The following is a 21,899-nucleotide window of genomic DNA, read 5'->3' on the forward strand; positions in this document are numbered from 1 at the left end:
GAGCATCATGAGCCAGACGTCCAGCGACAACACACCGCCGTCCGAAGATCGTTTGAACCCGATCGTCTTCTACGGCTCGGCCATCACCATCGTTCTGTTCTCTCTCTGGACGATCATCTTCACGAGCGAGGCCCAGGCTGTCATCAATGCGGTACAGGGCTGGATATCGGCAACGTTCGGCTGGTACTACTTCCTCACCGTGCTCCTATACCTGGTCTTCGTGATCGCCGTGGCGCTGTCGCGTTTCGGCCGGATCCGCCTCGGCCCCGAGCAGTCACGCCCCGAGTTCAACCTGTTCTCCTGGTCGGCGATGCTCTTTTCCGCCGGTATCGGCATCGGTGTCATCTTCTACGGCATTGCCGAGCCCATTCTCCAGTACAACAACGCACCCGATCGGCCCGCGGACGACATCATGGCCGCGCGTCATGCCATGGAGCTGACGTTTCTTCACTGGGGTATTTCGGGCTGGGCAATCTACTCGCTCGTCGGCATGTCGTTGGCCTTCTTCTCGTATCGCTACGATCTGCCGCTGACCATTCGCAGCGCGCTCTATCCGTTGTTCGGTAATCGAATCCACGGCTGGATCGGGCATACGGTCGATGTGGCTGCGGTGGTCGCCACGGTGTTCGGAATCGCCGCCGCGCTGGGGATCGGCATCGTGCAGCTGAACTTCGGCATGAACTACATGTTCGGCATCACGGCCAATATCTGGACTCAGATCTTCCTTGTCGTGATGATCGTCGGTTTCGCTACGATTTCGGCGGTGACCGGTGTCGAAAAAGGCATCCGGCGGCTCTCGGAGTTCAATATCCTGCTGGCGATCGCGCTGTTGGCGTTTGTGCTTTTCACCGGCAACACGTTGTTTCTGCTCAATACGTTCGTCACCAACGTAGGCGACTACGTCAAGAATTTCGTCGGCCTGTCGACCGATACATTCTCGTTCGGGGATTCGCAGGGCTGGCTGGACAGCTGGACGCTGTTCTTCTGGGCCTGGTGGATCGCCTGGGGGCCGTTCGTCGGTCTGTTCCTGGCGCGCATCTCGCGTGGTCGCACGATCGCCGAATTCGTGGCCGGCACGATGACACTGCCGATTCTGTTCATGATGATCTGGATGTCGCTGCTCGGAAATTCCGCGCTCGATCTGGCGATGAACGGCGGTACCGATTTCGGCCAGCAGGTCATGGACAACCCGCCGTCCGGCATTTATCTGTTCCTGGCCCAGATGCCGTTCCCGCTGATCACCACGATTGCGGTCACGGTACTCGGCATCGTATTCTTCGTGACGTCCGGGGACTCCGGTGCACTGGTGCTCTCGAACTTCACGTCTTACCTGAAGAACGTCAATAGCGACGCCCCGGTGTGGATGCGTATTCTCTGGGCGGTCATCATCGGCGTGCTGACACTGGCGCTGCTGTTGGCCGGGTCGGGCACCAGCGGCCTGGCCACGTTGCAGAGCGCGGTCGTCATCACCGGACTGCCGTTCTCGGTGGTGTTGTTCTTCATGATGGCCGGTCTGTGGAAGGCCCTGCAGATGGAAGCCTTCAAGTTCGACAGTCAGCGCGTGAGCCTGCCTGGCCACCTGTCCAGTCGTACGGGCGGTCGCGATGCCGTGAGCTGGACGCGACGCGTTGCCCGCGCGATGAGCTTTCCGAGTTATCGCAGCGTCATGCGCTATCTCGATTCGGCCGTGAGGCCGGCCATGGACGATGTAGCCACCGAGCTGCGCGAGCAGGGCATGGAAGTGGAGGTCTTCACCCAGGGGGAAGGCGACGAACGCCATGCCGGATTGCGCGTCGCACTGGGCGAAGAACCGGACTTCAATTATCAGGTCTGGCCGCGGCGCTTCCAGACACCGACGTTTGCCATGCGTGCCTCCAAGGCCAACAGCGATTACTACCGGCTGGAGGTCTTTCTCACGGAGGGCACGCAGGGGTATGACCTCATGGATTACTCGAAGGCCCAGGTCATCGACGACATCCTCGACCAGTACGAGAGCCATCTGCACTTCTTGCATCTCAACCGGGTCGCCCCGGGTGAGTCGTCCCTGCCGGACGGTCCCGAGCAGCCGAGTAACTGATCGGGTCACGATGGCGTGTCATGAAAAAGCCCGGCCGGACGCCGGGTTTTTTCATGGGCACGGCCGGCTCGCAGGCGCGCGATATGGCATATGCCTCCCGCCTTCGGCGCGCAGGATCAATCGGCGCCACCAGGGCGTGTTGAGGTTTCGTTCGAGCGCCTTTTCGTCGAGAGACCGCAGTGTGTCCTGCAGGGCGCGAGTCGCCGATCGTGGTGTGCCACGATCCAGACTGGCAACGCGGCCGGGCGCCCATCGTCGATTTTTCATGGGCAGCCCAACCCAGAGAGAAAAGTGCCCCAAAATCAAAAACACGACGGCAATCCAGCGTTGTAGCACGCTGGCGCAGCATGATTGCCCGGCGCGCACGACGCCTCGTCTTGCCGCCCATCGTCAATTTCAGGGCGCGCCGGGCGCGGACTCGCAGGAAACATCAACACGCCCTGGGATGACAGCGATCCCCGTATAGAATCCGGGGTTCGCTGTTTGTTTTGTACCGAGTCAGAGTCGGGCCGCGAGTTCCGCTGCCTCGCGAATCGCGCGCTTGGCATCGAGTTCTGTGGCCAGCCTGGCTCCGCCAACGACGTGCACGCGTTGGCGACTTTCGCGCAGTGCATCGTAGAGCGTGCGTTCGCACGTCTGGCCGGCACAGACGATGATGGTATCGGCGGTGATGCATTCGGGCTGGCCATCGCATGTGATATGCAGGCCGGCATCGTCGATGGCCTGGTAAGTCACGCCAACACGCATGGCCACATTCTTGTGGCGCAGAGACGCACGATGAGCCCAACCGCTGGTCTTGCCGAGATCCCGGCCCGCCTTGTGCGTGCTGCGCTGACAGAGCGTGACCGCGCGCGGTGGCGGGGCAGGCTCGGCCTCGACCAGACCGCCGCGGGATGCGAACGCGGGATCGACGCCCCATTCCTGAAAGAAACGGGCCGCGTCCTCGGCCGGGGCCGGGCGCTCGTGAGTAAGATATTCGGCCACATCGAAGCCGATGCCGCCCGCACCGATGATCGCAACCTGTCGGCCGACCGGTCGATGGCCTGCGATGAGTTCGGCATAGCTCATGACCTTGGCGTGCCCGATCCCCTCGATGGCGATCCGACGTGGTACGACACCGGTCGCGATGACGACCTTGTCGTATGCACCGACAAGGGTCGCGGCCTCGACGTGACACGACAACTCGAGCGCTACACCGGTGTGTGCGATACGACGGCGGTAATAGCGCAGCGTTTCGGCGAATTCCTCCTTGCCGGGAATGCGTCGGGCGAACTGGAACTGGCCGCCGATATCCGAGCCGGCTTCGTAAAGCGTGACGTGATGACCTCGTTCGGCGAGACGCGTGGCGGCCTCCAGTCCGGCCGGACCGGCGCCAACGACCGCGATACGCGCCGGCCGGTCGGTTGGCGCGAAATTCAGCCGTGTCTCGCGGCCGGCGCGCGGGTTGACCAGGCAGCTCGCGCGTTTCCAGGCAAACGTATGATCGAGGCAGGCCTGATTGCAGGCAATACAGGTATTGATATCGGCCGCCCGGCCAGCGGCGGCCTTGGCCGCAAACGCCGGATCGGCCAAAAATGGCCGGGCCATGGAGACCATGTCGGCCACCTCGTCGGCCAGCAGTTTTTCCGCGGCTTCCGGCGTGTTGATCCGATTGGTGGTGATCAATGGTACGTCGACGTGTTCGCGCATTTTGGCCGTGACGCCGGCGAAGGCGGCCCGTGGCACCCGGGTGACAATGGTAGGCACGCGCGATTCATGCCAGCCGATGCCGGTATTGATGATCGTCGCACCGGCAGCGGCGACCGTGCGTGCCAGCGTCACGATCTCGTCCCAGGTCTGGCCATGCTCGACCAGATCCAGCATCGACAGACGATAGATGATGATGAACCGTGGTCCGACTGCCGCTCGTATGCCGGCCAAGATCTCGGTGACGATTCGTTGCCGACGCGACGTCGAGCCGCCATAGGCATCGCGACGGTCGTTGACCCGCTCGGCCAGGAATTGATTCAGCAGATAGCCTTCCGAACCCATGATCTCGACGCCGTCATAGCCGGCGCGTTGGGCCAGGCGTGCCGCGCGGATGTAATCGGTAATCGTGCGCGCGATGCCACGCAACCCGAGACGACGCGGCTTGAAAGGCGTGATCGGCGAAGCCCGGTCGGACGGGCCGACGATGAATGGATGATAACCGTAGCGCCCGGCATGCAGGATCTGCATGCAGATTTTCGACGAACCCGCCGCATGGACGGCTTCGGTGACCCGACGGTGTGCGGCGACATGGCCGAGGTGTGTCATGCGCCCGGCCAGCGGCGCGACCCACCCGGCACGATTCGGGCTGATGCCGCCGGTCACGATCAGGCCGACGCCGTTGGCGGCGCGTTCAGCAAAGTAGGCAGCCAGTTCGCCGTAATGCCAGAAGAAATCCTCCATGCCGGTATGCATGGACCCCATCACGATGCGATTGGGAATCTCGGTGAAGCCGAGATCCAGCGACTCGAACAGGTGCGGGTAGGGCGTGTCGGCCATCAGGGTGATCCGGTTGTGTCCGAAAAAGTGAAACTATCACTTTTCGAAAGCGTTGGCCGTCTCGGCACGCGCTATGCGTAAAATGCGCGGCTGACCTTGTCCCAGGGCCTGTTGATGTGTCGTTCGAGCGCCTTTTCGTCGAGAGACCGCCGTGTGTCCGGCAAGGCGCGAGTCGCCGATCGTGGCGTGCCACGATTCAGGCTCGCCACGCCGCAAGACCAGGCGTAGTGCGCGCCGTGCAGTTATTCTGCACCAGCGGGCTACAACGCCGTTCTGCCGCAGAACAGCGCTTGGCGCGGACTCGCACGAAACCTCAACAGGCCTAGAGAACTGGATGATCGAATTCGCCGAGATCGAAGCTGCGGCCGCGACATGCCTGGGTGACGCAGAGACGCTCGCCGCCCGCCTGGTCCGCCCCGAGCCGCCGGAAAGCCTCGCCATGATCGGCGACGATCGTTATCTATCGGTCATGTGTCGCCGGATCTTTCGGGCCGGGCTGACACACCGGCTCGTCGACGCCCGGTGGCCGGCCTTTGAAGTCGCCTTCGATGATTTCGACCTGGCACACGTCGCGGCCCTGAGTGACGATGAACTCAAGCAGCTGGCCACGGATGAATCGCTGATCCGGCACCGTCGCAAGATATTCGCCGTGCGGGACAACGCGATCGCGATGCAGCGCATCGTCGACGAGTACGGCAGCTTCGGATTCTGGTTGGCCGACTGGCCGGAAGACGAAGTCGTCGATTTGTGGGCCGAGCTCAAGAAATGCTTCGTCCAGCTTGGCGGGCAGTCCGGGCCACGTTTTCTGCGCATGGCCGGCAAGGACACGTTCCTGCTGACCGACTGGGTTGCCGCAGCGCTTGCGCACTGGACCGATTATGCGGAAAAGCCGCATACCCGCGCCGGACAGGCCCGCGCCCAATCATTGTTCAACGACTGGCATGAAGCCACCGGGCGGCCGTATTGCCAGCTCAGCCAGATTCTTGCCTTTTCAATTCAAGCGAAGTGACGACATGACACGACCCTCGATATATCGCCGGGCCACGCTGGCGTGCCTGACACTGGCCGTGCTGGCGCTTTCCGCCTGCGGCGCCGACGAGCCGAAACAGATCAAGCTTCAGGGGCAGCTCGCGCCGGCCGGCCAGGATGTCACGTTGCCGGACGACGCCAGCGCGCGGGTCAGCCTGATCGAGACGAATGATGATGCCGACGGTGGCGACCAGATCGTCGCCGAACGCACGCTGCACGGCCTGGGCCAACCGCCGGTGGGCTTCACCATCGTCGTCGGTCGTGCGTTGCTCGATCGCACCGGCGATTACGCGTTGAGCGCCCAGATCCTGAACGGCGACGGCGATGTGATCTGGCAGAGCCGGAGCCCGCGCGATGTGGCGGTCTTCGATCAGAAGAACACGACCAAACTGGAACTCCAGCCGTATCGCATGTCGCCGGACGGCCCGTTCCAGGCGTTTCGATGCAGCGACGGATTCAATTTCCAGCTCGCCAACAACGAGCGCGGGGCGTTGGTACGACTGGGCAAACGCCAGATCAACCTGCGCGCCGCCAAGAGCCTGAGCGCCGGTTCGGTGCGTTATGTCGATACCCACAAGGACGAGATCGTCATGGGCAACGGCGTGACGTCGATCTATTTCGATGGGGTCTCGCACCACGACTGCGAACCGGTCACGGCAGGCGACAACAAGTCGGGCAGCGACCAATCGAACGAGGACACGAAGCCGGCAGAAGACGCCCCGGCCGACGGCCAGGACAATGGCCGGCACGATAACCAGGGCAACGCCAACGGTGACGACAACGCCGCGCCGGGCGACGCATAGACACCAGCGCGACGCGCCCATGCCCGACGCGACCGCGTCGGGCATGGGCCTAGCCGGGGTTGGCCATCGGTGGCGGTGCTATGTCTCGCGCGTGTCCGGGACCGGCCAACCATCGCGTCCGACCAGTCGTTCCAGGTCGAGTCGCTCGGCCCAGCCTTCGGCCTCGAGCATCGGACGGTCGTAGAACGCATCGACGTGACCGAGGCAGAGAATCGCGATCGGCCGGGCCCCGTCGGGCATATCGAACAGCGCGGCCACGTCGGCCGGCTCGAACATCGAGACCCAGCCCATGCCGAGCCCCTCGGCGCGTGCGGCCAGCCACATGTTCTGAATCGCGCAGGCCGCCGAAGCGAGGTCCATCTCCGGCATCGTACGGCGCCCGAAGACATGACGGGAGCGGCCGTCGGTCAATGCCACGACCAGCACCTCGCCGCATCGATCCAGCCCGTCGATCTTGAGTTGCATGAAACGGTTCCCGGCCTCACCGAGTGCCACGGCGGTGCGCTGTCGTTCGTTCTCGACCAGATCGCGAAGACGCGAGCGCAGGCCACGATCGACCACGCGGATGAAGCGCCACGGCTGCATGTAACCGACGCTCGGTGCGCGATGGGCCGCCGCGAGCAGTCGGGCGAGCACGTCCGCATCGACCGCGCGCTCGATGAAATGTCGCATGTCGCGCCGTGCCGCGATCGCCCGGTAGACGGCATCGATCTCGTCGGGGCTGAATTCATGCGCGCTCATTCGCAGCCAATCGGTGGTCGTGAATCACGCCGGTCAGTGTAGGCTGTCGATCTCATATTGAAACCCGACGGCAAGCAGCGCTTTTGTCGAGTGCCGTCTTCGACGAGACATGAGCCGATCTTCCGAGGACCCATTGCAAAGAGGCTGGTGCCCCAGCGCCCGTCGGCCAATGTGGGCAGCCGACGGCGCATTGCTGCGCCTGCGGCTGCCCGGAGGCCGGATTCGAGGGGACCGACTGGCCGCTCTGGTACCGATCGTCGAGCGATTCGCCACGAACGGGGTGCTTGTCACCCGACGCGCCAAGCTGGAACTGCGCGGCGTCGAAGCGCCCACGGCAGCGACTGCTGCCCTGGATGCCGCCGGCTGGCTCGAGACGCCGACACACGAACGGGTACCGGACATCGTCGTCTCGGGCACCCCCGTGTGCGGCGGGGAAGCTACCGATGCGCGCACGCTCGGCCACCGACTCCATGATGCCCTGGCCGCTCGACCGCCGGAGACGTCGCTTGCCGACAAGTTCCTGATTGCCATCGATGCGGGCGGCGTGCTTGGGGTTGCCGCAGTCCATGCCGATATCCGCCTGGATCGTCTCGGCGCGCGCGACTGGCGCATTGCGGTTGGCGGCACGCGGGCGACTGCGACGCCGGTGGCCCGGGTACACGGCGATGCCGATGCCGCGGGGTGCGCGGCGCAGCTGGTGCGCGGGGTCGCCGAACGCTTCGGCACGCAACGGCTGCGGACGCTGACACCTGCCGAACGGACGGCCCTGACGGCAGAACTGTTGGGGCCGTTGCCGGCGCACATCGAGCGGCCTCTTGCCGAGTCGGATCGCTTTATCGGGTATGATCCGGCGCTTGGCCATGTGCTGAGCTTCGTATTCGGCCATGTGCCGGCTGCCGCGCTGGCTCTGCTGGCGGCAGCCGCCGGCCCTGACGAGATCGCCGTTCTGCCGGATCGCCGGCTCGTGGTGCCGGAACTGAGCGCGGGCCGCTGCCGCGAGCTGCGGACACTGGGCGCGATCGTGACCGTGGCGGATCCACGGGCCGGACTGGCAGCGTGTGTGGGCCGGGCCGGATGTGCACAGGCAACCACGGACACCCGCGGCGACGCGCTCGCGTTGGCGCACGCCATGCCCGAGATGGCGTCCGCCGGCCTGCACGTGTCCGGCTGCCGCAAGGGCTGTGCCGGCCGCCGCGCGTCCCCGGTGACACTGACCGCGCGCGACGGCCGATACGACGTGATTCGAGACGGGCCGCCGGACGGCGTCGTCGAAGCACAGGGGCTCACGCGATCGCAGGTATGCACGTGGCTGAGCCGTAACGACCAATCAGGGGAGCGCCGTTGACAACAGAGCAGTCGCATCACTACATCCGGGATGGACGCGCGATCTATGAAAAATCGTTCGCCATCATCGCCGAAGAGACCGATCTGTCGCGATTCCCCGCGGATCTGCGCGATGTTGCGGTGCGCATGATCCATGCCTGCGGACAGACCGATCTGGTCGACGATATCGCGGCCTCGGCGGACGTCGCTGCGGCGGCCCGGGACGCGTTGGCCGCCGGCGCGCCGATTCTCGCGGATAGCGAGATGGTGGCCCACGGCATCACCCGCAAGCGTCTGCCGGCCGACAATGCCGTCATCTGCACGCTGCGCGATCCGCAGACGCCGGCCATCGCTGCGCGGCTCGGCAATACGCGCTCGGCGGCGGCGCTCGAACTCTGGGGCGATCATCTGGCCGGTGCCGTGGTCGCGATCGGCAATGCGCCGACCGCATTGTTCCATCTGCTCGATCTCATCGCTGCCGGCGCCCCCCGACCGGCGGCGGTCGTCGGGGTGCCGGTCGGCTTCGTCGGGGCGATCGAAAGCAAGGCAGCGCTGGCGGCCAACGATCTCGACCTGGCATGGCTGACGGTGCACGGCCGGCGCGGTGGCAGTGCGATCACCGCGGCCGCCATCAACGCGTTCGCGAGTGACGCGATATGAGCGGCGACGCGCAGACCGCCACGCTGTTCGGCGTCGGCACCGGCCCGGGCGATCCGGAATTATTGACGGTCAAGGCCGTTAACGCGCTCGCGCGCTGCCCGGTCGTGGCTTATTTCTGCAAGACCGCCGGGCGCGGCAATGCGCTGAGCACCGTCGCCGATCATCTGCGTGCCGATCACATCATGCTGCCGATGGCCTATCCGGTGACGACCGAGCTGCCTTACGACGGGCAGGCCTATCACGATTGCATCGAAGCCTTTTTCGACGAGTCGGCGACGGCTGTGGCCACCCATATCGCGGCCGGCCGTTCGGTGGCCGTTCTTTCCGAGGGCGATCCGTTCTTCTACGGCTCGTTCATGCATCTGTTTGTGCGTCTGCACGATCGGGTGCCCACCGAGGTCATTCCCGGTGTGCCGGCCATGCTGGCCGGAGCGGCCCGCCTGCCGCGGCCGATCGCGATGCGCGATGATGTCCTGTCGGTGATTCCCGGCACGTTGCCGGATGTCGAGCTCGGCGAGGCCCTGGCCATCGCCCAGGCAGCGGTCGTGATGAAGGTCGGCCGCAATCTGGCCCGGATCCGGGCGGCGCTGGATGCCATCGGGGCGACCGAGCGCGCCTGGTACGTCGAGCGTGCCAGCCAGGGGCGGGAACGCGTACTGCCGTTGTCCGAGGTCAGCGACGATCGCGCCCCGTATTTCTCCATGGTGCTGCTGCCCGGTACCGGTAAACGACTGTGAGTGCAGGCACGGCAGAAACCGGCTGGCTGGCTGTGGTGGGCACCGGGCCCGGTCCGGATCGTTGGCTGACACCCGAAACCGCCGCGCTGGTCGCCGCGGCGACCGACCTGGTCGGCTATGGCCCGTACGTCGCGCGTGTCGGCGGGGCGCATCATCGACGCCACGGTTCCGATAATCGCGAGGAACTCGCGCGGGCAGCCCACGCGCTCGATCTGGCGGCCTCGGGGGCACGGGTGGTCGTGGTCTCGGGCGGCGACCCGGGCATCTTCGGCATGGCCGCGGCGATCTGGGAGGCGACCGAGCGAGCCGCGCACGACCGATGGCACGGCGTTGCCATCCATATCGCGCCGGCCGTCTCGGCGATCCAGGCCGTGGCGGCGGCCGCGGGCGCACCGCTGGGCAACGATTTCTGTGTGATCTCGCTGTCCGACAATCTCAAGCCGTGGTCGCTGATCGCGCAGCGGGTCGAGGCCGCCGGACTCGGCGACTTCGCGGTCGCCTTCTACAACCCCATCTCGCGTGCCCGCCCGTGGCAGCTCGGTCAGGCGATGCAGATACTCGCTGCCCATCGCACGCCGCACACGCCCGTGGTCGTGGGTACGGCGATCGGCCGGGGCGATCAGCAGCTCACGCTGACCGACATGTCGGCCTTCTCACCGGATCAGGCCGACATGCGCACGCTCGTCATCGTCGGCAATTCGACGACCCGACAGCTGGCCGCCCCCGACGGTCGTCAACGTGTCTATACGCCGCGATGTCACCCGGCGGATTTCTGATGCCTGTCGAGTGCGGCCATCAACCAGGCGAGGTCGTCGAAGTGATGATCCGGCCGGGGCAGGGTCGGCCGCTCGATCATCAGGACGGGAACGGCGAGCTGACGTGCGGCATCAAGCTTGCTCTGCATGGTCGCGGCACCGCTGTTCTTGGTCACGAGCACATCGATCGCATGATCGCGCAGCAGGGCCATCTCTTCAGCGACCGAAAACGGCGGGCGTGCCTCGATCCATCGTGCACGGGCCAGACAGGCAGCCGCGGCAACGGGCTCGATGCTGCGCACGAGCCAATCCTTGTCATCGACCGCGGCGAACGCCGACAGGCTACGTGCCCCCACGGTGAGAAACACGTGCCGGCCGAAATCGGCCAATCGTGCCGCGGCGTGTTCGGTATCGACCACGGGATGCCAGCGATCGCCCGCCTGCGGCCGCCAGGCCGGGCGCTCCAGACGCCAGACCGGAATACCGGTCCGACGACCGGCCGCGACGGCGTGATGCGACATGCGCGCCGCGAAGGGGTGTGTGGCATCGATCAGACAGTCGATCGCGTGGCGCCGCAGATATCGCACCAGCCCCGCGATACCGCCGAACCCGCCACGGCGCGTTGCAAGCGCGAGCCCCGCGGGCGCGCGCGTGACGCCGGCCAACGATATTTCGGCGTCGATATCGCGGCGTTCGGCAAGACACGAGGCCAGGCGTCGTGCCTCACCGGTGCCGCCCAGAATGAGTAAACGCACAACGACCTCGCGGCAAGAGACAGGCGCAATGTCACCCGAGCGGGCCGGCGACGTCCAGCCCTGGTTGTCGCTCATCGGCCTCGGGCTCGATGGCTGGGCCGGTCTGGGCACGGCTGCCCGACAGGCGATCGAACAGGCCGAGCTGATCGTCGGCGGCGAACGCCATCTGGCGATGCTGCCGGCCGATATCGGCGGGCAACGACTCGTCTGGCCGCGGCCGTTCTCGGCCGGTATCGACGCCGTCGTGGCCCGGCGCGGCGCGCCGGTCGCGGTACTGGCGACCGGCGATCCGTTCTGGTTCGGGGCCGGCGCGACGCTGGCGCGCCACATTCCGGCCACGGAGATGCAGAGCTGGCCGCAACCCGCGGCGTTCCAGCTCGCCGCGCAACGGCTGGGCTGGGCGTTGCAGCACGTACAGTGCCGCTCCTTGCACGGCCGGGCGACCGAAACGCTGTTGCCGTCACTGGCCGAAGGCCAGCGCCTGCTGGTGCTGTCCTGGGATGCCAGCACACCGTCGAGCGTCGCGGCGATACTCACCGAGGCCGGTTTCGGGCGCTCGGCGCTCGTTGTCCTGTCGAACATGGGCGGCGCCGACGAACAGCGCCATGCCGGCACGGCACGCACGTGGACCGACGGGCCGATGGCCGATCTCAACGTGCTGGCGATTGATTGCGTGGCCGATGCGCCCCGAGCCACGCCGGATCCGCGTCCGGCCCGTAGTGCCGGCCGCCCGGACCATCTGTTCGAGACCGACGGTGTGCTCACCAAGCGCGAGGTCCGCGCCACGGTGTTTGCACTGCTCGCCCCGCGGCCCGGCGAGCGGCTCTGGGACGTGGGGGCCGGCTCGGGGGCCATCGCCATCGAATGGCTGTTGGCCGACCCGGATGTCCAGGCCGTCGCGATCGAGCAACGCGCCGACCGAGTCGCCGCAATCCGGGCCAATGCCAAGGCGCTGGGCGTGCCGCACCTCGAATGCGTCGTCGACTCGGCGCCGGCCGCATTCAAGACACAGACGGCAGCGCCCGATGCGATCTTCATCGGGGGCGGGCTCACCGGGCCGACATTGCTGTCCGCCTGCCGGCAACGACTCGCGCCGGGCGGGCGTATCGTGGCCACGAGTGTCACCGTCGAAGGCGATGCCGTACTGGCTCGGGCACACACGACGCACGGTGGGACACTGCGTCGCATGGCCGTATCCCGCGTCGAGCCGCTCGGACGCTTTGCCGGTTGGCAGCCGCTGCGCCCGGTGACGATCTGGTCCAGCTGCAACGACGAGGACGAGTCATGACCGTGCATTTCATCGGCGCCGGCCCGGGTGCGGCCGATCTGCTCACACTGCGTGCCCGGGATCGCATCGCCAGCTGTGGTTCATGTCTGTATGCCGGCTCGCTCATCCCTGAAGGCGTGCTGGCCCACCTGCCGTCGGGCGTTTCCGCGATCAATACGGCTGGCATGGCGCTGGAGACGATCATCCAGCACATGATCCGGGCGACAGCCGATGGCCACGATGTGGCGCGCCTGCAATCCGGGGATCTGGCGGTCTACAGCGCGCTGTCCGAACAGCTCGCGGCGCTGACATCTGCCGGCATCGCGTACACGCTGACGCCGGGCGTGCCGGCGTTCTCGGCTGCTGCCGCGGCACTCGGTCAGGAACTCACGCGTCCGGAAATCGCCCAGTCGCTGGTGATCACCCGGGTCGAGGGGCGTGCCTCGGCCATGCCGCCGGGCGAGACGTTGGCGCGTTTCGCTGCCACCGGCAGCACGCTGGCTCTGCATCTGTCGCTACACCGTGCCGAGACGATCACGCAGCGTCTGCTGCCGCATTACGGCGTGTCGTGCCCGGTGGCCGTGGTACAGCGGGCCTCCTGGCCGAACGAACGCATCGTGCGCGCCACGCTCGGCACGCTTGTCGACACGCTCGATCGCGCGCTGACCACACGTCGCAGCGCCATTCTTTTCGTCGGCCCGGTTCTGGCCGCGCGATCGGACGCGACGCTGGCCCGCAGCGCTCTGTACGACCCGAAGCACGTCAGTACGCATCAGTGGGCGCACGAGGATTGATTCCGCTGCGTGATCGACGACGATCGCGCGGGCCGGCTTATCGATCACGGGTATATCGCGCGATCACGCGACCCGGTTTGTCGATCAGCCACACATCGAGCGCGATGTTCGGTGGCAGATAACGGGCAGCGGCCGCCCAGGCACAGGCGGCCACCGCATCGGCGAGGGCCACACCGGCGGCATCTGCCTGCGATAGGGCCTCGAGGCTCGTGTTGCTGGCGCGTATGCGGTCGTGGAGCCGGGTGCCCGGGGGCGCGCTGCGATCGGCGAGCCAATCGAAATCCACGCCCCCGCGCCGGCTGTGCAGGTCGAGCCGCCCGGTCGCCAGCTTCGAGAACTTGCCGAAGCCGCCGATGAGCGTCAGGCGGGCGACCGGGACGCGGCGCAGATATTTCAGCACCGCCCCGACGAAATCGCCCATTTCGATGATCGCCATCGGCGCCAGCCCCAGCGCCTCCGCGGCCACGCCTTCGCTCGTGCTGCCGGTACAGGCGGCGATATGACGCTGCCCGTTGGCCCGGGCCACATCGATGGCCTGATGGATCGAGGCGATATAGGCCGCACAGGAAAACGGCCGCACGATGCCGGTCGTCCCCAGAATCGACAGCCCGCCCACGATGCCGAGGCGAGCATTCATCGTCTTCAGTGCGATGCGATCGCCGTCGTCGATGCCGATCGTCACATCGAAACCGCCAGCATGACCGTAGGTCTCGGCGGCTTCGACGAGATGGGTCTCGATCATCTGCCGGGGTACCGGATTGATCGCCGGCTCGCCCACGGCCAGGGCCAGGCCCTCGCGCGTCACGGTGCCCACGCCGGCACCGGCATGAAAGACGATGCCCGGCGCGGCGCGCAGCGCCAGGCGAACCCAGACCCGGGCGCCGTGTGTGGCGTCCGGATCGTCGCCGGCATCCTTGATGAGACCGACCTCGACGCGCTGATCGGAGGTGGGCCATCGGCAGTCGTGTACAGCCAATTCCGCCGTGCGCCCGCGTGGCAGTGTCAGCGACACCCGGCCGGGCAGATGACCGGAAAGAAGACGATGCGCGCCGGCCACCGCGGCTGCGGTGGCCGTGGCGCCCGTCGTCCAGCCCGTGCGCAGTGTCCGGGGGCTCGGGTGCTCGGCCGACGGCATCTTCATGGCAACGCCTCAACGATACGAGACACCGGCATGATCGGCCATGCGATGCCGATCAGTGTCGGTCGGCGCGTTCGGCGGTGGCGACATGGTCGGCGATGGTGCCACTCAGCGGCGCTCCGGCCCGCATGCGATCCCGCAGGGCAACCACTGCGCCGACGATCAACACCGCCGGGGCGGTCACCGTATGGCGCGCTGCGATCTGCGGCAGACTCCCGATTGTGCCCGTGAGCACGCGTTGCTCGGGTGTCGTGCCGCGTTCGATGAGCGCGGCCGGTGTGTCCGGATCCATGCCATGCGCGGTCAGCCGCGGGGCCAGATGCGCAAGCGCCATCACACCCATGTAGATGACGAGCGTCTGGTCACGGCGGGCCAGCCCCCGCCAGTCGTGCTCGAGCTCCCCATGTCGCCCGTGCGCGGTGAGGAATTGACAGCTCGAGGCGATGCCACGATGGGTCAACGGAATATCGGCATAGGTCGCACAACCCGAGCCGGCCGTCACGCCCGGTATGACACGGGTGGCGACGCCGGCCTCGGCGAGGGCGATCATCTCTTCGCTGCCGCGCCCGAAGACGAACGGGTCCCCGCCCTTGAGTCGCAGCACGCGATGCCCGCCGTGGGCCATTTCGATCATCAGCGCATTGAGCTCACGCTGACGGACAGCGTGATCGCCGCGTTGCTTGCCGACGAAGCGACGCGCCGCACCGGCGGGCGCGTAATCGAGCAGGGCAGGGGCGACCAGGCGGTCGTAGAGCACGACATCGGCGCCGGCCAGGGCCTGTTGCCCATCCAGTGTGAGCAGCCCCGGATCGCCCGGGCCGGCGCCGACCAGACAGACCTGGGCATGTTGCCAGGGGTCGTCGCGTGCGGCCGGCCGGGCCGCGCTTTCGACGAGCTCGAAGTCGCCGCGCCCGGTGGTTGCATCGAGAAAAAGACGGCCGGCACGACGGGCCGCATTGCGCGCGACCGTGTTGATGGCGGCATCCGTATCGGTGGCGATCACCATCGAGGCATCGGCCACATCCTGAGGCGTGATGAGGCGCGGCTGCCAGTCGAGTTCGTGATCGACGATCAGGTCAGCCAGCGCCGGCGAGGGCGCGACACAGCACAGACGAATCTGTGCCCCGGAGCGTGACAGCGTGCCGAGCACGCGTTGTGTGTGGCGTGAATCGCCGACCACGAGCACGTGGTCACGCGTGTTCGACAGCCGGAGCAAGGGAGCCGACATGGGCACGACATACCGTCCAAGCGAGGCCCCAGTCTACGCCATCGGTCCAACAGCCGTTGCAGGCCCGCCGCAAAAACACGCGAACGCAGCAGTCGCCCAGGGCGATGACAGGCGCGGGCCCAGCAGCCGCGCGCGCCGGTAATCGACCTCGGCCATGGCAGCAACCGGGGCGGCGACCGAAGCGGCGACCAGAGCCGCAGCTTCGGCCACGCTGTCGACCCCCAGACGGGCCGCCACCGTCGGCGAGCGTGTCAGCACTCGGTCGGCCACGCCGGCGAGCGCCGTCGTCGACAGGCCCTGAACCGGACACCCCAGATGTCGGGCCAGCTGTCGTAGCGCGACGGCATCGCGGCGTCGATCGATCGTGGCGAGCATCGCGATCGGCGTTTCATCCAGGCCATGGGCCCGCCGCAGCTGCTCGACCAGAGCGATCAGGGCCGTCGGCGGCGCGTCCGGCCGACAGCCGACGCCGAGTGCGAGACAGTCGATATCCATACCGTGATTATGCGCGTTTCCCACACACTCGGGTTTGACCGGTCGCAGCGGCCTGCCTAGACTCCGGCGGCAGGGTGCCCTGCGTTGAATATGGCAGGGATAATCGGGAAACGTGGTGCGCGCCGTGGGCGCAACGCCACTGCTGCCCCCGCAACGGTAGGCGAGACAGACCTCACGAAAGCCACTGCGCAGACGCGCGGGAAGGCGTGAGGTCGGACCGGCAGAGCCGGTCACTCGCGAGCCCGGAGACCGGCCCTGTCGTTTTTCGTCAACGTACGGGTGAGTACATGTCCAGAGTCCTGTCATCGACCGCTTCGAGCCAGCCCGCGACGCGTGCGGCCAACCCGATCCTGCAGCTCGGCGGTGCCGCGCTGATCGGCTTGTTCATCGTCTACGGCGTCGGGTTCTCGCACATCATGCCGGTCCACAATGCCGCGCACGACGTGCGGCATTCCGCGGTCTTTCCCTGCCACTGAGGCTGTGTACACGCAGGCGGCGTCATCGTCGCTGATTGATGCGCCGACCGGCGCGACACGCCAGGACGTGACGCGCGTCGGCCGGCACTTTCTGCGTTGCCGAGCGAGAATTGGATGACATGCTGTTCAGACGACTGATTCTGTCGGCCGTCGGCATCGGGCTGATCGTGGGACTGCTTGCCGGTATCGGCGAACAGTTCTCGACCGCCCCATTGATTGCCGCGGCCGAACACTACGAACAACCCCATCACCATCACGCACATGCGGCCGATTCACACGGCCACGCGCACGACGATGGGGCCTGGGCACCTGGTGACGGGGCCGAACGGATCGTGTTCACGGTCATCGCCTCGATTGGTGTGGCAATCGGCTTTGCCTTGCTGCTGCTCGTGGCCATGAGCACTGCGCGCATGGCCCACGGCACGCCCATGAGCGCCGGACACGGCATCCTCTGGGGCATGGCGGCCTATCTGACGGTCTTCGTGGTGCCGGCCCTGGGGCTGCCGCCGGAGGTGCCGGGCACGGCAGCAGCCGCACTGACCGATCGGCAAACCTGGTGGATCGCCACCGCGCTGGTCACCGCAATCGCCCTCTGGGCCGCCTGTCTGTCGCCGCGACGCTATCGCGTCATCGCGCTGGCGCTGATCGGACTGCCGTTCATCATCGGTGCCCCCGAGCCGGCCACCGCGCCTTATGCCGGGCACGATCCCGCGGCCACAGCCGCACTCGAAGCGATCAGTCATCGCTTCATCATCGCCACCAGCGCGCTGAACCTCGTGCAGTGGCTCGTGATCGGCGCGCTGGGCGGCCTGGCAATGCAACGCGGGATCGTGCCGGCCATTGAACGCGCCGCGCCGCGGGCATCGGCATCCGCACAGCGATGAACGACACCCTGCTGCCTTTTTCGGGCGTCGTCGGTCAGTCATCGCTCAAGACCGCGCTGATTCTGGCCGCGATCGAGCCGCGGCTGGCCGGCGTGCTCATCTCAGGGCCCCGCGGTGTGGCCAAGTCGACGCTCGCGCGCGGGCTGGCGGCACTGGACCGGCAGGCCGAAGGACGTTTCGTGACGTTGCCCCTGGGCGCCGACATGCCCCAGGTGGTCGGCACTCTGAATCTGTCGCAGGCACTCGGCGCGGGCGAGGTGGCATTCGAGCCCGGGCTGATCGCAGCCGCGCACGGCGGCTATCTGTATATCGACGAGGTCAATCTTCTCGCCGATCCGCTCGTCGACGTCCTGCTGGATGTCGCGGCCTCGCGCATCAATCGTGTCGCGCGCGACGGCATCGTCCACGCCCATCCGGCCGAGTTCGTGTTGATCGGAACCATGAACCCGGACGAGGGCACGCTCCGGCCACAGTTCTCGGATCGATTCGGTCTCTGTGTCGAGCTCGAGGCCGCGCCGTCAGCCGCCGAGCGGCGTGCGATCGTCGATGCGCGACTGGCCTTCGAAGCCGATCCGGCCGGCTTTGCCGATGCCCATCGCACCGCTGAGACACGTCTGGCGGATGCGATCGAGGCGGCCCGTACACGGTTGACCGAAGTGGCTGTGCCCGATGCGGCCTGCGACACGATCGCACGGCGCTCGGCAGCAGCCGACGTGGAAGGCGTGCGCGCCGATATCCACTGGCGCCAGGCGGCCCGCGCGCATGCCGCCTGGCGGGCACACGACACCGTCACCTCCGTCGATGTCGATGCCGTGGCCGAATTCGTGCTGTGTCATCGCCGCGGGCCCGGGGCCCGTCCAACCGATGATGCCGATGACGCGTCGCCGGATCGCGACGGTGGCCGAAACAGCGGTTCGAACGACGCGCCCGAAACCGGCCAGGCCGGTCATGACGACAGCCCCGTTTCCCGCGATCGGGATGACGACGCAGACGCCGGCACCGGCGACTGGGGCGGTATGCCGCCACGTCATGTCGGTGCCGCTGCACCGGTCACCCTGGCTCGTGAGTGGACACGACCGTCTCGCCGCGCCCCCATGCCGAGGCACGCCTCGGCACCGACTGCCAGCCGATTGGCGAACGGCCGGGTGCCGGCAATGCGCGCATTCGGCACCCATTCCCGGGATACCGGGGCCGGTGTCGACTGGTTCACGACCCTGATGCATCGCGCGACGACCGGCGCACGAGACGAGTCGCCCTGTTTCCGACAGCCGCAGCCACGACGACAGCTTTTCGAATGTGTGTTGCTGGATATGTCGGCCTCGACGCTCGCCCACGGCGGGCAGGCGCGGGCCCGCGCCGTGGTTGCGGCGATCAATCAGGCCGCTCACCGCGCGCGTTCATGGGCCGGTGTGATGGTTTTCCGTGGCCGGCAATGCGATTGGCTGGTCACGCCCGGCCGGGCCCGGGCATCGATCGACGGGTGCCTGGACTCGGCATCGGCCGGCGGCGGCACGCCGCTTTCGGCTGCGCTGACCGAAGCCCGGGATCGCATCGAACAACAGTGCCGGCGCGCCCCTGAGCTGTCGGTTCGGACCTGGCTCATCACCGACGGTCGCGCTCGTCTTGATCCGACGCCAACGCGCTGGCCGTGGGAGTTGATCGTGGTCGATAGCGAGCTGACCCGCGTTCGTCTCGGCGGCGCCCGTCGGTTGGCGGCATCGCTGGGCGGCGTCTGCGTGACGCTGGACGACGTCGCCGGGTGTGCCCGATGACCGCTCAGCAGACCTGTGCCGCGCTCATGATTGCCGCGCCGGCCTCCGGTCAGGGCAAGACGACGGTGACGGCCGGCCTGGCCCGGCTGCTCACGCGGCGCGGCAGGCGCGTGGCCGTGTTCAAGACAGGCCCCGATTATCTGGACCCGCAGATTCTCGCCGCTGCGGCCGATACACCGGTCGAGCCGCTCGATCTCTGGATGGCAGGGCCGGATTATTGTGGCCAGCGATTGGCCGAGGCCGCCGCCGAAGCCGACGTGATTCTCGTCGAGGGGGCGATGGGACTGTACGACGGCGATCCCTCGAGCGCCGATCTCGCCGCCACGTTCGGCCTGCCGGTGGCACTCGTGTTCGACTGCAAGGGCATGGCCCAGACCGTCGGCGCGCTGGCGCGCGGACTCGCCGATGCGCGTGTCGATCTGCGCGTGACCGGTGTCTTCGGCAACGGCATCGGCAGTGCACGTCATGCCGATCTGATCGCCGACAGTCTGCCGGAAGACATGGCCTGGCTGGGCACGCTGGCGCGTGATGCACATCTCGCGCTGCCGCATCGGCATCTCGGGCTGGTCGGGCCCGACGAGCCGGGCAGCGAGGTCTCGGCGCGGCTCGATGCCATCGCCGACGCTCTGGAACCGGGCGCACTGGAAAGTGCAGCGCGCCATGTGCGTTTTCCCGTTCGGCCCGCGGCCGTGCCATCGAGATGGCTCGCCGGCCATCGTATCGGCATCGCCCGCGATGCAGCCTTCAGCTTCGTCTATGCCGCAAACGAGCGACTGCTGGCAGCGATGGGCGCCACGCTGGTCCATTTTTCGCCGCTGAGCGATCACGAACTGCCGGATGTGGATGCCCTCTGGCTGCCCGGCGGCTATCCCGAACTGCACGGGGCCGCGTTGGCCGGGAACACAGCCATGCGCGGCGCGCTGGCGTCCTTCCATGCGGCCGACAGACCGATACTCGCCGAATGCGGCGGCATGCTGTATCTCCAGCAGAGTCTGACCATGCTCGATGGCACCACGCATCGCATGATGGCGCTGTTGCCCGGCACGGCACGCATGCGTGACCGGGGCGGCTGTCAGGGCATGCAGACCGCGCCGCTGCCGGAAGGCGAGATCCGGGGCCATGCCCATCATCGCTCGATGAGCGAGGGGCAGGCAGCGCCCATCGCCCACGGGCGTCGCGCCCGGCATCCGGCCCCCGGCGAGGCCATCATTCGCGATCGCGCCCTGACGGCGACCTATCTGCATCTGTTCTTCGCATCCAACCCGCTGGCGGTAGCGCGCCTGTTCGGCGCCCGAGTCGATGCACCGACCATCCCGGCCTGATTCCCAAACGGAGCCCCTGCCATGCAACTCGACAAGATTCATGCAACCGTGGTCACCGGTTTTCTCGGCAGCGGCAAGACCACGCTGCTGTCGCACCTCATCGCCAACGCCGGCGACAAGCGCATCGCGGTGATCGTCAACGAATTCGGCGAGATGGATATCGATGCCGAACTCCTGCGCGGCTGCCCGCTCGATTGTGACGACGCGCCAGGCAGCGAAAGCGAGGACGGCGTCTACGAGCTGGCCAACGGTTGTATCTGTTGCACCGTGCAGGAGGAGTTCGTGCCGGTGATGAAAAAACTGATCGAAAAACGCGACACGATCGATCATATCGTGATCGAAACCTCCGGCCTGGCGTTGCCCAAGCCGCTGGTCCAGGCGTTCAACTGGCCGGAGATCAAGCAGCACTGCACCGTCGACTCGGTGATCGCGGTACTGGACGGCCCGGCGATCGCGGCCGGCACCTGGGCCGCCGATCCGGCCGCCGTCGACAACGCGCGCCGCGCCGACGCATCGCTGGACCATGACCCGAGTCTCGCCGAGCTGCTAGACGATCAGCTGGCCGCGGCCGACATGGCCGTCGTCTCCAAGGCCGACCAGCTGGATGAGCGGGCGCGCACGACGGTCTCAACCTGGCTGGAGGCGCGCCTGCCGGCCACGGTCAAGACCCTGTTCGTGGCCAACGGCGCGGTCGATGCCGAACTGTTGACCGGCCTGGACGCACAGACCGAGCAGCGTATCGAGGCCATCACGACGCACCACGATGCACATCACGAGGCCGGCGAGGCCCACGAACATGCCCACGATCATTTCGATTCCACGGTGATCACCCTGGGGCCGGTGGACGGTACCCGTCTGCAGACGGCGCTGCGCCAACTCATCAGCGAGCAGACGATCTATCGCGTCAAGGGATTCGTGGCCGACGGCGACAAGCCGATGCGCCAGGTCGTCCAGGGCGTGGGCGAACGCATCTCGCATTACTTCGACCGGCTGTGGACGTCGGACGAGCAGCGCCAGACACGGCTGGTATTCATCGGTCATGGACTGAACGTGGCGCGTATCCGAGAAGCGGTCTCGGCCACTGAAGACAGCCCCGCGACCACCGACGCCTAGCCAC

Annotated in this window: 20 protein-coding genes and 1 riboswitch; of the genes, 14 read left to right on the plus strand and 6 right to left on the minus strand. The window is 66.9% G+C overall.

The genetic code is table 11. From position 1 onward, the window contains the following. Positions 1 to 7: 7 nt before the first annotated feature. Positions 8 to 2,077, plus strand: coding sequence for a choline BCCT transporter BetT (gene betT, locus D3260_RS00655; RefSeq protein WP_120096580.1), 2,070 nt, complete (start codon positions 8 to 10; stop codon positions 2,075 to 2,077). A 498-nt stretch (positions 2,078 to 2,575) separates the two neighbouring features. Here the strand turns inward: betT and D3260_RS00660 are convergent, their stop codons facing one another. Continuing rightward, the gene (locus tag D3260_RS00660) at positions 2,576 to 4,603 is read right to left on the minus strand and encodes an NADPH-dependent 2,4-dienoyl-CoA reductase (protein WP_120096581.1); all 2,028 of its coding nucleotides are present in this window, start codon (positions 4,601 to 4,603) and stop codon (positions 2,576 to 2,578) included. A 334-nt stretch (positions 4,604 to 4,937) separates the two neighbouring features. Between D3260_RS00660 and D3260_RS00665 the strand changes: the two genes are divergently transcribed. Together D3260_RS00665 and D3260_RS00670 are read left to right on the plus strand one after the other, a co-directional pair. Next, positions 4,938 to 5,612, plus strand: a complete 675-nt coding sequence (locus tag D3260_RS00665) for a DNA-3-methyladenine glycosylase I (protein WP_120096916.1) — start codon at positions 4,938 to 4,940, stop codon at positions 5,610 to 5,612. Positions 5,613 to 5,616: 4 nt separating this feature from the next. Beyond that, positions 5,617 to 6,435, plus strand: a complete 819-nt coding sequence (locus D3260_RS00670) for a YbaY family lipoprotein (RefSeq protein WP_158583327.1) — start codon at positions 5,617 to 5,619, stop codon at positions 6,433 to 6,435. Positions 6,436 to 6,513: 78 nt separating this feature from the next. Here the strand turns inward: D3260_RS00670 and bluB are convergent, their stop codons facing one another. Next, positions 6,514 to 7,176: a 5,6-dimethylbenzimidazole synthase gene (bluB, locus tag D3260_RS00675; RefSeq protein ID WP_120096584.1), complete on the minus strand. Its 663-nt coding sequence runs from the start codon at positions 7,174 to 7,176 to the stop codon at positions 6,514 to 6,516. A gap of 169 nt (positions 7,177 to 7,345) precedes the next feature. On the opposite strand from bluB, the gene D3260_RS00680 reads away from it, so the two are divergent. Genes D3260_RS00680 through cobJ form a run of 4 tightly spaced genes read left to right on the plus strand, consistent with a single transcriptional unit; the run spans position 7,346 to position 10,672 of the window. Further along, positions 7,346 to 8,521: a hypothetical protein gene (locus D3260_RS00680; RefSeq protein ID WP_158583328.1), complete on the plus strand. Its 1,176-nt coding sequence runs from the start codon at positions 7,346 to 7,348 to the stop codon at positions 8,519 to 8,521. Then, a complete protein-coding gene (locus D3260_RS00685) occupies positions 8,518 to 9,159 on the plus strand; it encodes a precorrin-8X methylmutase (RefSeq protein ID WP_120096586.1) in 642 nt (213 codons plus the stop codon). The genes D3260_RS00680 and D3260_RS00685 overlap by 4 nt, the downstream gene beginning before the upstream one ends. Continuing rightward, positions 9,156 to 9,896: a precorrin-2 C(20)-methyltransferase gene (locus tag D3260_RS00690; RefSeq protein ID WP_120096587.1), complete on the plus strand. Its 741-nt coding sequence runs from the start codon at positions 9,156 to 9,158 to the stop codon at positions 9,894 to 9,896. Before D3260_RS00685 ends, D3260_RS00690 begins: the two co-directional genes overlap by 4 nt. Next, positions 9,893 to 10,672: a precorrin-3B C(17)-methyltransferase gene (gene cobJ, locus D3260_RS00695; protein ID WP_120096589.1), complete on the plus strand. Its 780-nt coding sequence runs from the start codon at positions 9,893 to 9,895 to the stop codon at positions 10,670 to 10,672. The genes D3260_RS00690 and cobJ overlap by 4 nt, the downstream gene beginning before the upstream one ends. On the opposite strand, the gene D3260_RS00700 is transcribed toward cobJ, so the two are convergent. Next, positions 10,654 to 11,406, minus strand: coding sequence for a cobalt-precorrin-6A reductase (locus D3260_RS00700; RefSeq protein ID WP_158583329.1), 753 nt, complete (start codon positions 11,404 to 11,406; stop codon positions 10,654 to 10,656). The two genes, cobJ and D3260_RS00700, sit on opposite strands and share 19 nt — an antisense overlap. A gap of 28 nt (positions 11,407 to 11,434) precedes the next feature. Between D3260_RS00700 and cbiE the strand changes: the two genes are divergently transcribed. Together cbiE and cobM are read left to right on the plus strand one after the other, a co-directional pair. Further along, entirely contained in the window at positions 11,435 to 12,694 is a 1,260-nt protein-coding gene (cbiE, locus tag D3260_RS00705; protein WP_120096590.1) for a precorrin-6y C5,15-methyltransferase (decarboxylating) subunit CbiE, read from the plus strand. Next, positions 12,691 to 13,467 (plus strand): precorrin-4 C(11)-methyltransferase, encoded by a 777-nt coding sequence (gene cobM, locus D3260_RS00710; protein ID WP_120096592.1) that lies wholly within the window; start codon positions 12,691 to 12,693, stop codon positions 13,465 to 13,467. Before cbiE ends, cobM begins: the two co-directional genes overlap by 4 nt. A 37-nt stretch (positions 13,468 to 13,504) precedes the next feature. On the opposite strand, the gene D3260_RS00715 is transcribed toward cobM, so the two are convergent. Genes D3260_RS00715 through D3260_RS00725 form a run of 3 tightly spaced genes read right to left on the minus strand, consistent with a single transcriptional unit; the run spans position 13,505 to position 16,328 of the window. Continuing rightward, complete coding sequence (locus D3260_RS00715; RefSeq protein WP_120096593.1) at positions 13,505 to 14,608, minus strand: cobalt-precorrin-5B (C(1))-methyltransferase; 1,104 nt, start codon at positions 14,606 to 14,608, stop codon at positions 13,505 to 13,507. A 52-nt stretch (positions 14,609 to 14,660) separates the two neighbouring features. Beyond that, positions 14,661 to 15,833: a uroporphyrinogen-III C-methyltransferase gene (cobA, locus tag D3260_RS00720; protein ID WP_120096594.1), complete on the minus strand. Its 1,173-nt coding sequence runs from the start codon at positions 15,831 to 15,833 to the stop codon at positions 14,661 to 14,663. A 33-nt stretch (positions 15,834 to 15,866) separates the two neighbouring features. Beyond that, positions 15,867 to 16,328: a cobalamin biosynthesis protein gene (locus tag D3260_RS00725; protein ID WP_120096596.1), complete on the minus strand. Its 462-nt coding sequence runs from the start codon at positions 16,326 to 16,328 to the stop codon at positions 15,867 to 15,869. 55 nt (positions 16,329 to 16,383) lie between these two features. Then, positions 16,384 to 16,601, plus strand: a riboswitch (cobalamin riboswitch). 14 nt (positions 16,602 to 16,615) lie between these two features. On the opposite strand from D3260_RS00725, the gene D3260_RS00730 reads away from it, so the two are divergent. The 5 genes from D3260_RS00730 (at position 16,616) to cobW (ending at position 21,895) form a co-directional block, all read left to right on the plus strand. Next, entirely contained in the window at positions 16,616 to 16,804 is a 189-nt protein-coding gene (locus D3260_RS00730; RefSeq protein WP_120096597.1) for a CbtB domain-containing protein, read from the plus strand. A gap of 119 nt (positions 16,805 to 16,923) precedes the next feature. Continuing rightward, a complete protein-coding gene (locus tag D3260_RS00735; RefSeq protein ID WP_120096598.1) occupies positions 16,924 to 17,688 on the plus strand; it encodes a CbtA family protein in 765 nt (254 codons plus the stop codon). Next, on the plus strand, positions 17,685 to 19,460 hold the full coding sequence (locus tag D3260_RS00740; protein WP_120096600.1) for an AAA family ATPase: 1,776 nt from the start codon (positions 17,685 to 17,687) through the stop codon (positions 19,458 to 19,460). Before D3260_RS00735 ends, D3260_RS00740 begins: the two co-directional genes overlap by 4 nt. Further along, on the plus strand, positions 19,457 to 20,782 hold the full coding sequence (locus D3260_RS00745; protein WP_120096601.1) for a cobyrinate a,c-diamide synthase: 1,326 nt from the start codon (positions 19,457 to 19,459) through the stop codon (positions 20,780 to 20,782). The genes D3260_RS00740 and D3260_RS00745 overlap by 4 nt, the downstream gene beginning before the upstream one ends. Before the next feature lie 21 nt (positions 20,783 to 20,803). Continuing rightward, complete coding sequence (gene cobW / locus D3260_RS00750; protein ID WP_120096603.1) at positions 20,804 to 21,895, plus strand: cobalamin biosynthesis protein CobW; 1,092 nt, start codon at positions 20,804 to 20,806, stop codon at positions 21,893 to 21,895. Positions 21,896 to 21,899 lie beyond the last annotated feature (4 nt).

This window comes from Salinisphaera sp. Q1T1-3 (assembly GCF_003602005.1).
Taxonomy (GTDB): domain Bacteria; phylum Pseudomonadota; class Gammaproteobacteria; order Nevskiales; family Salinisphaeraceae; genus Salinisphaera.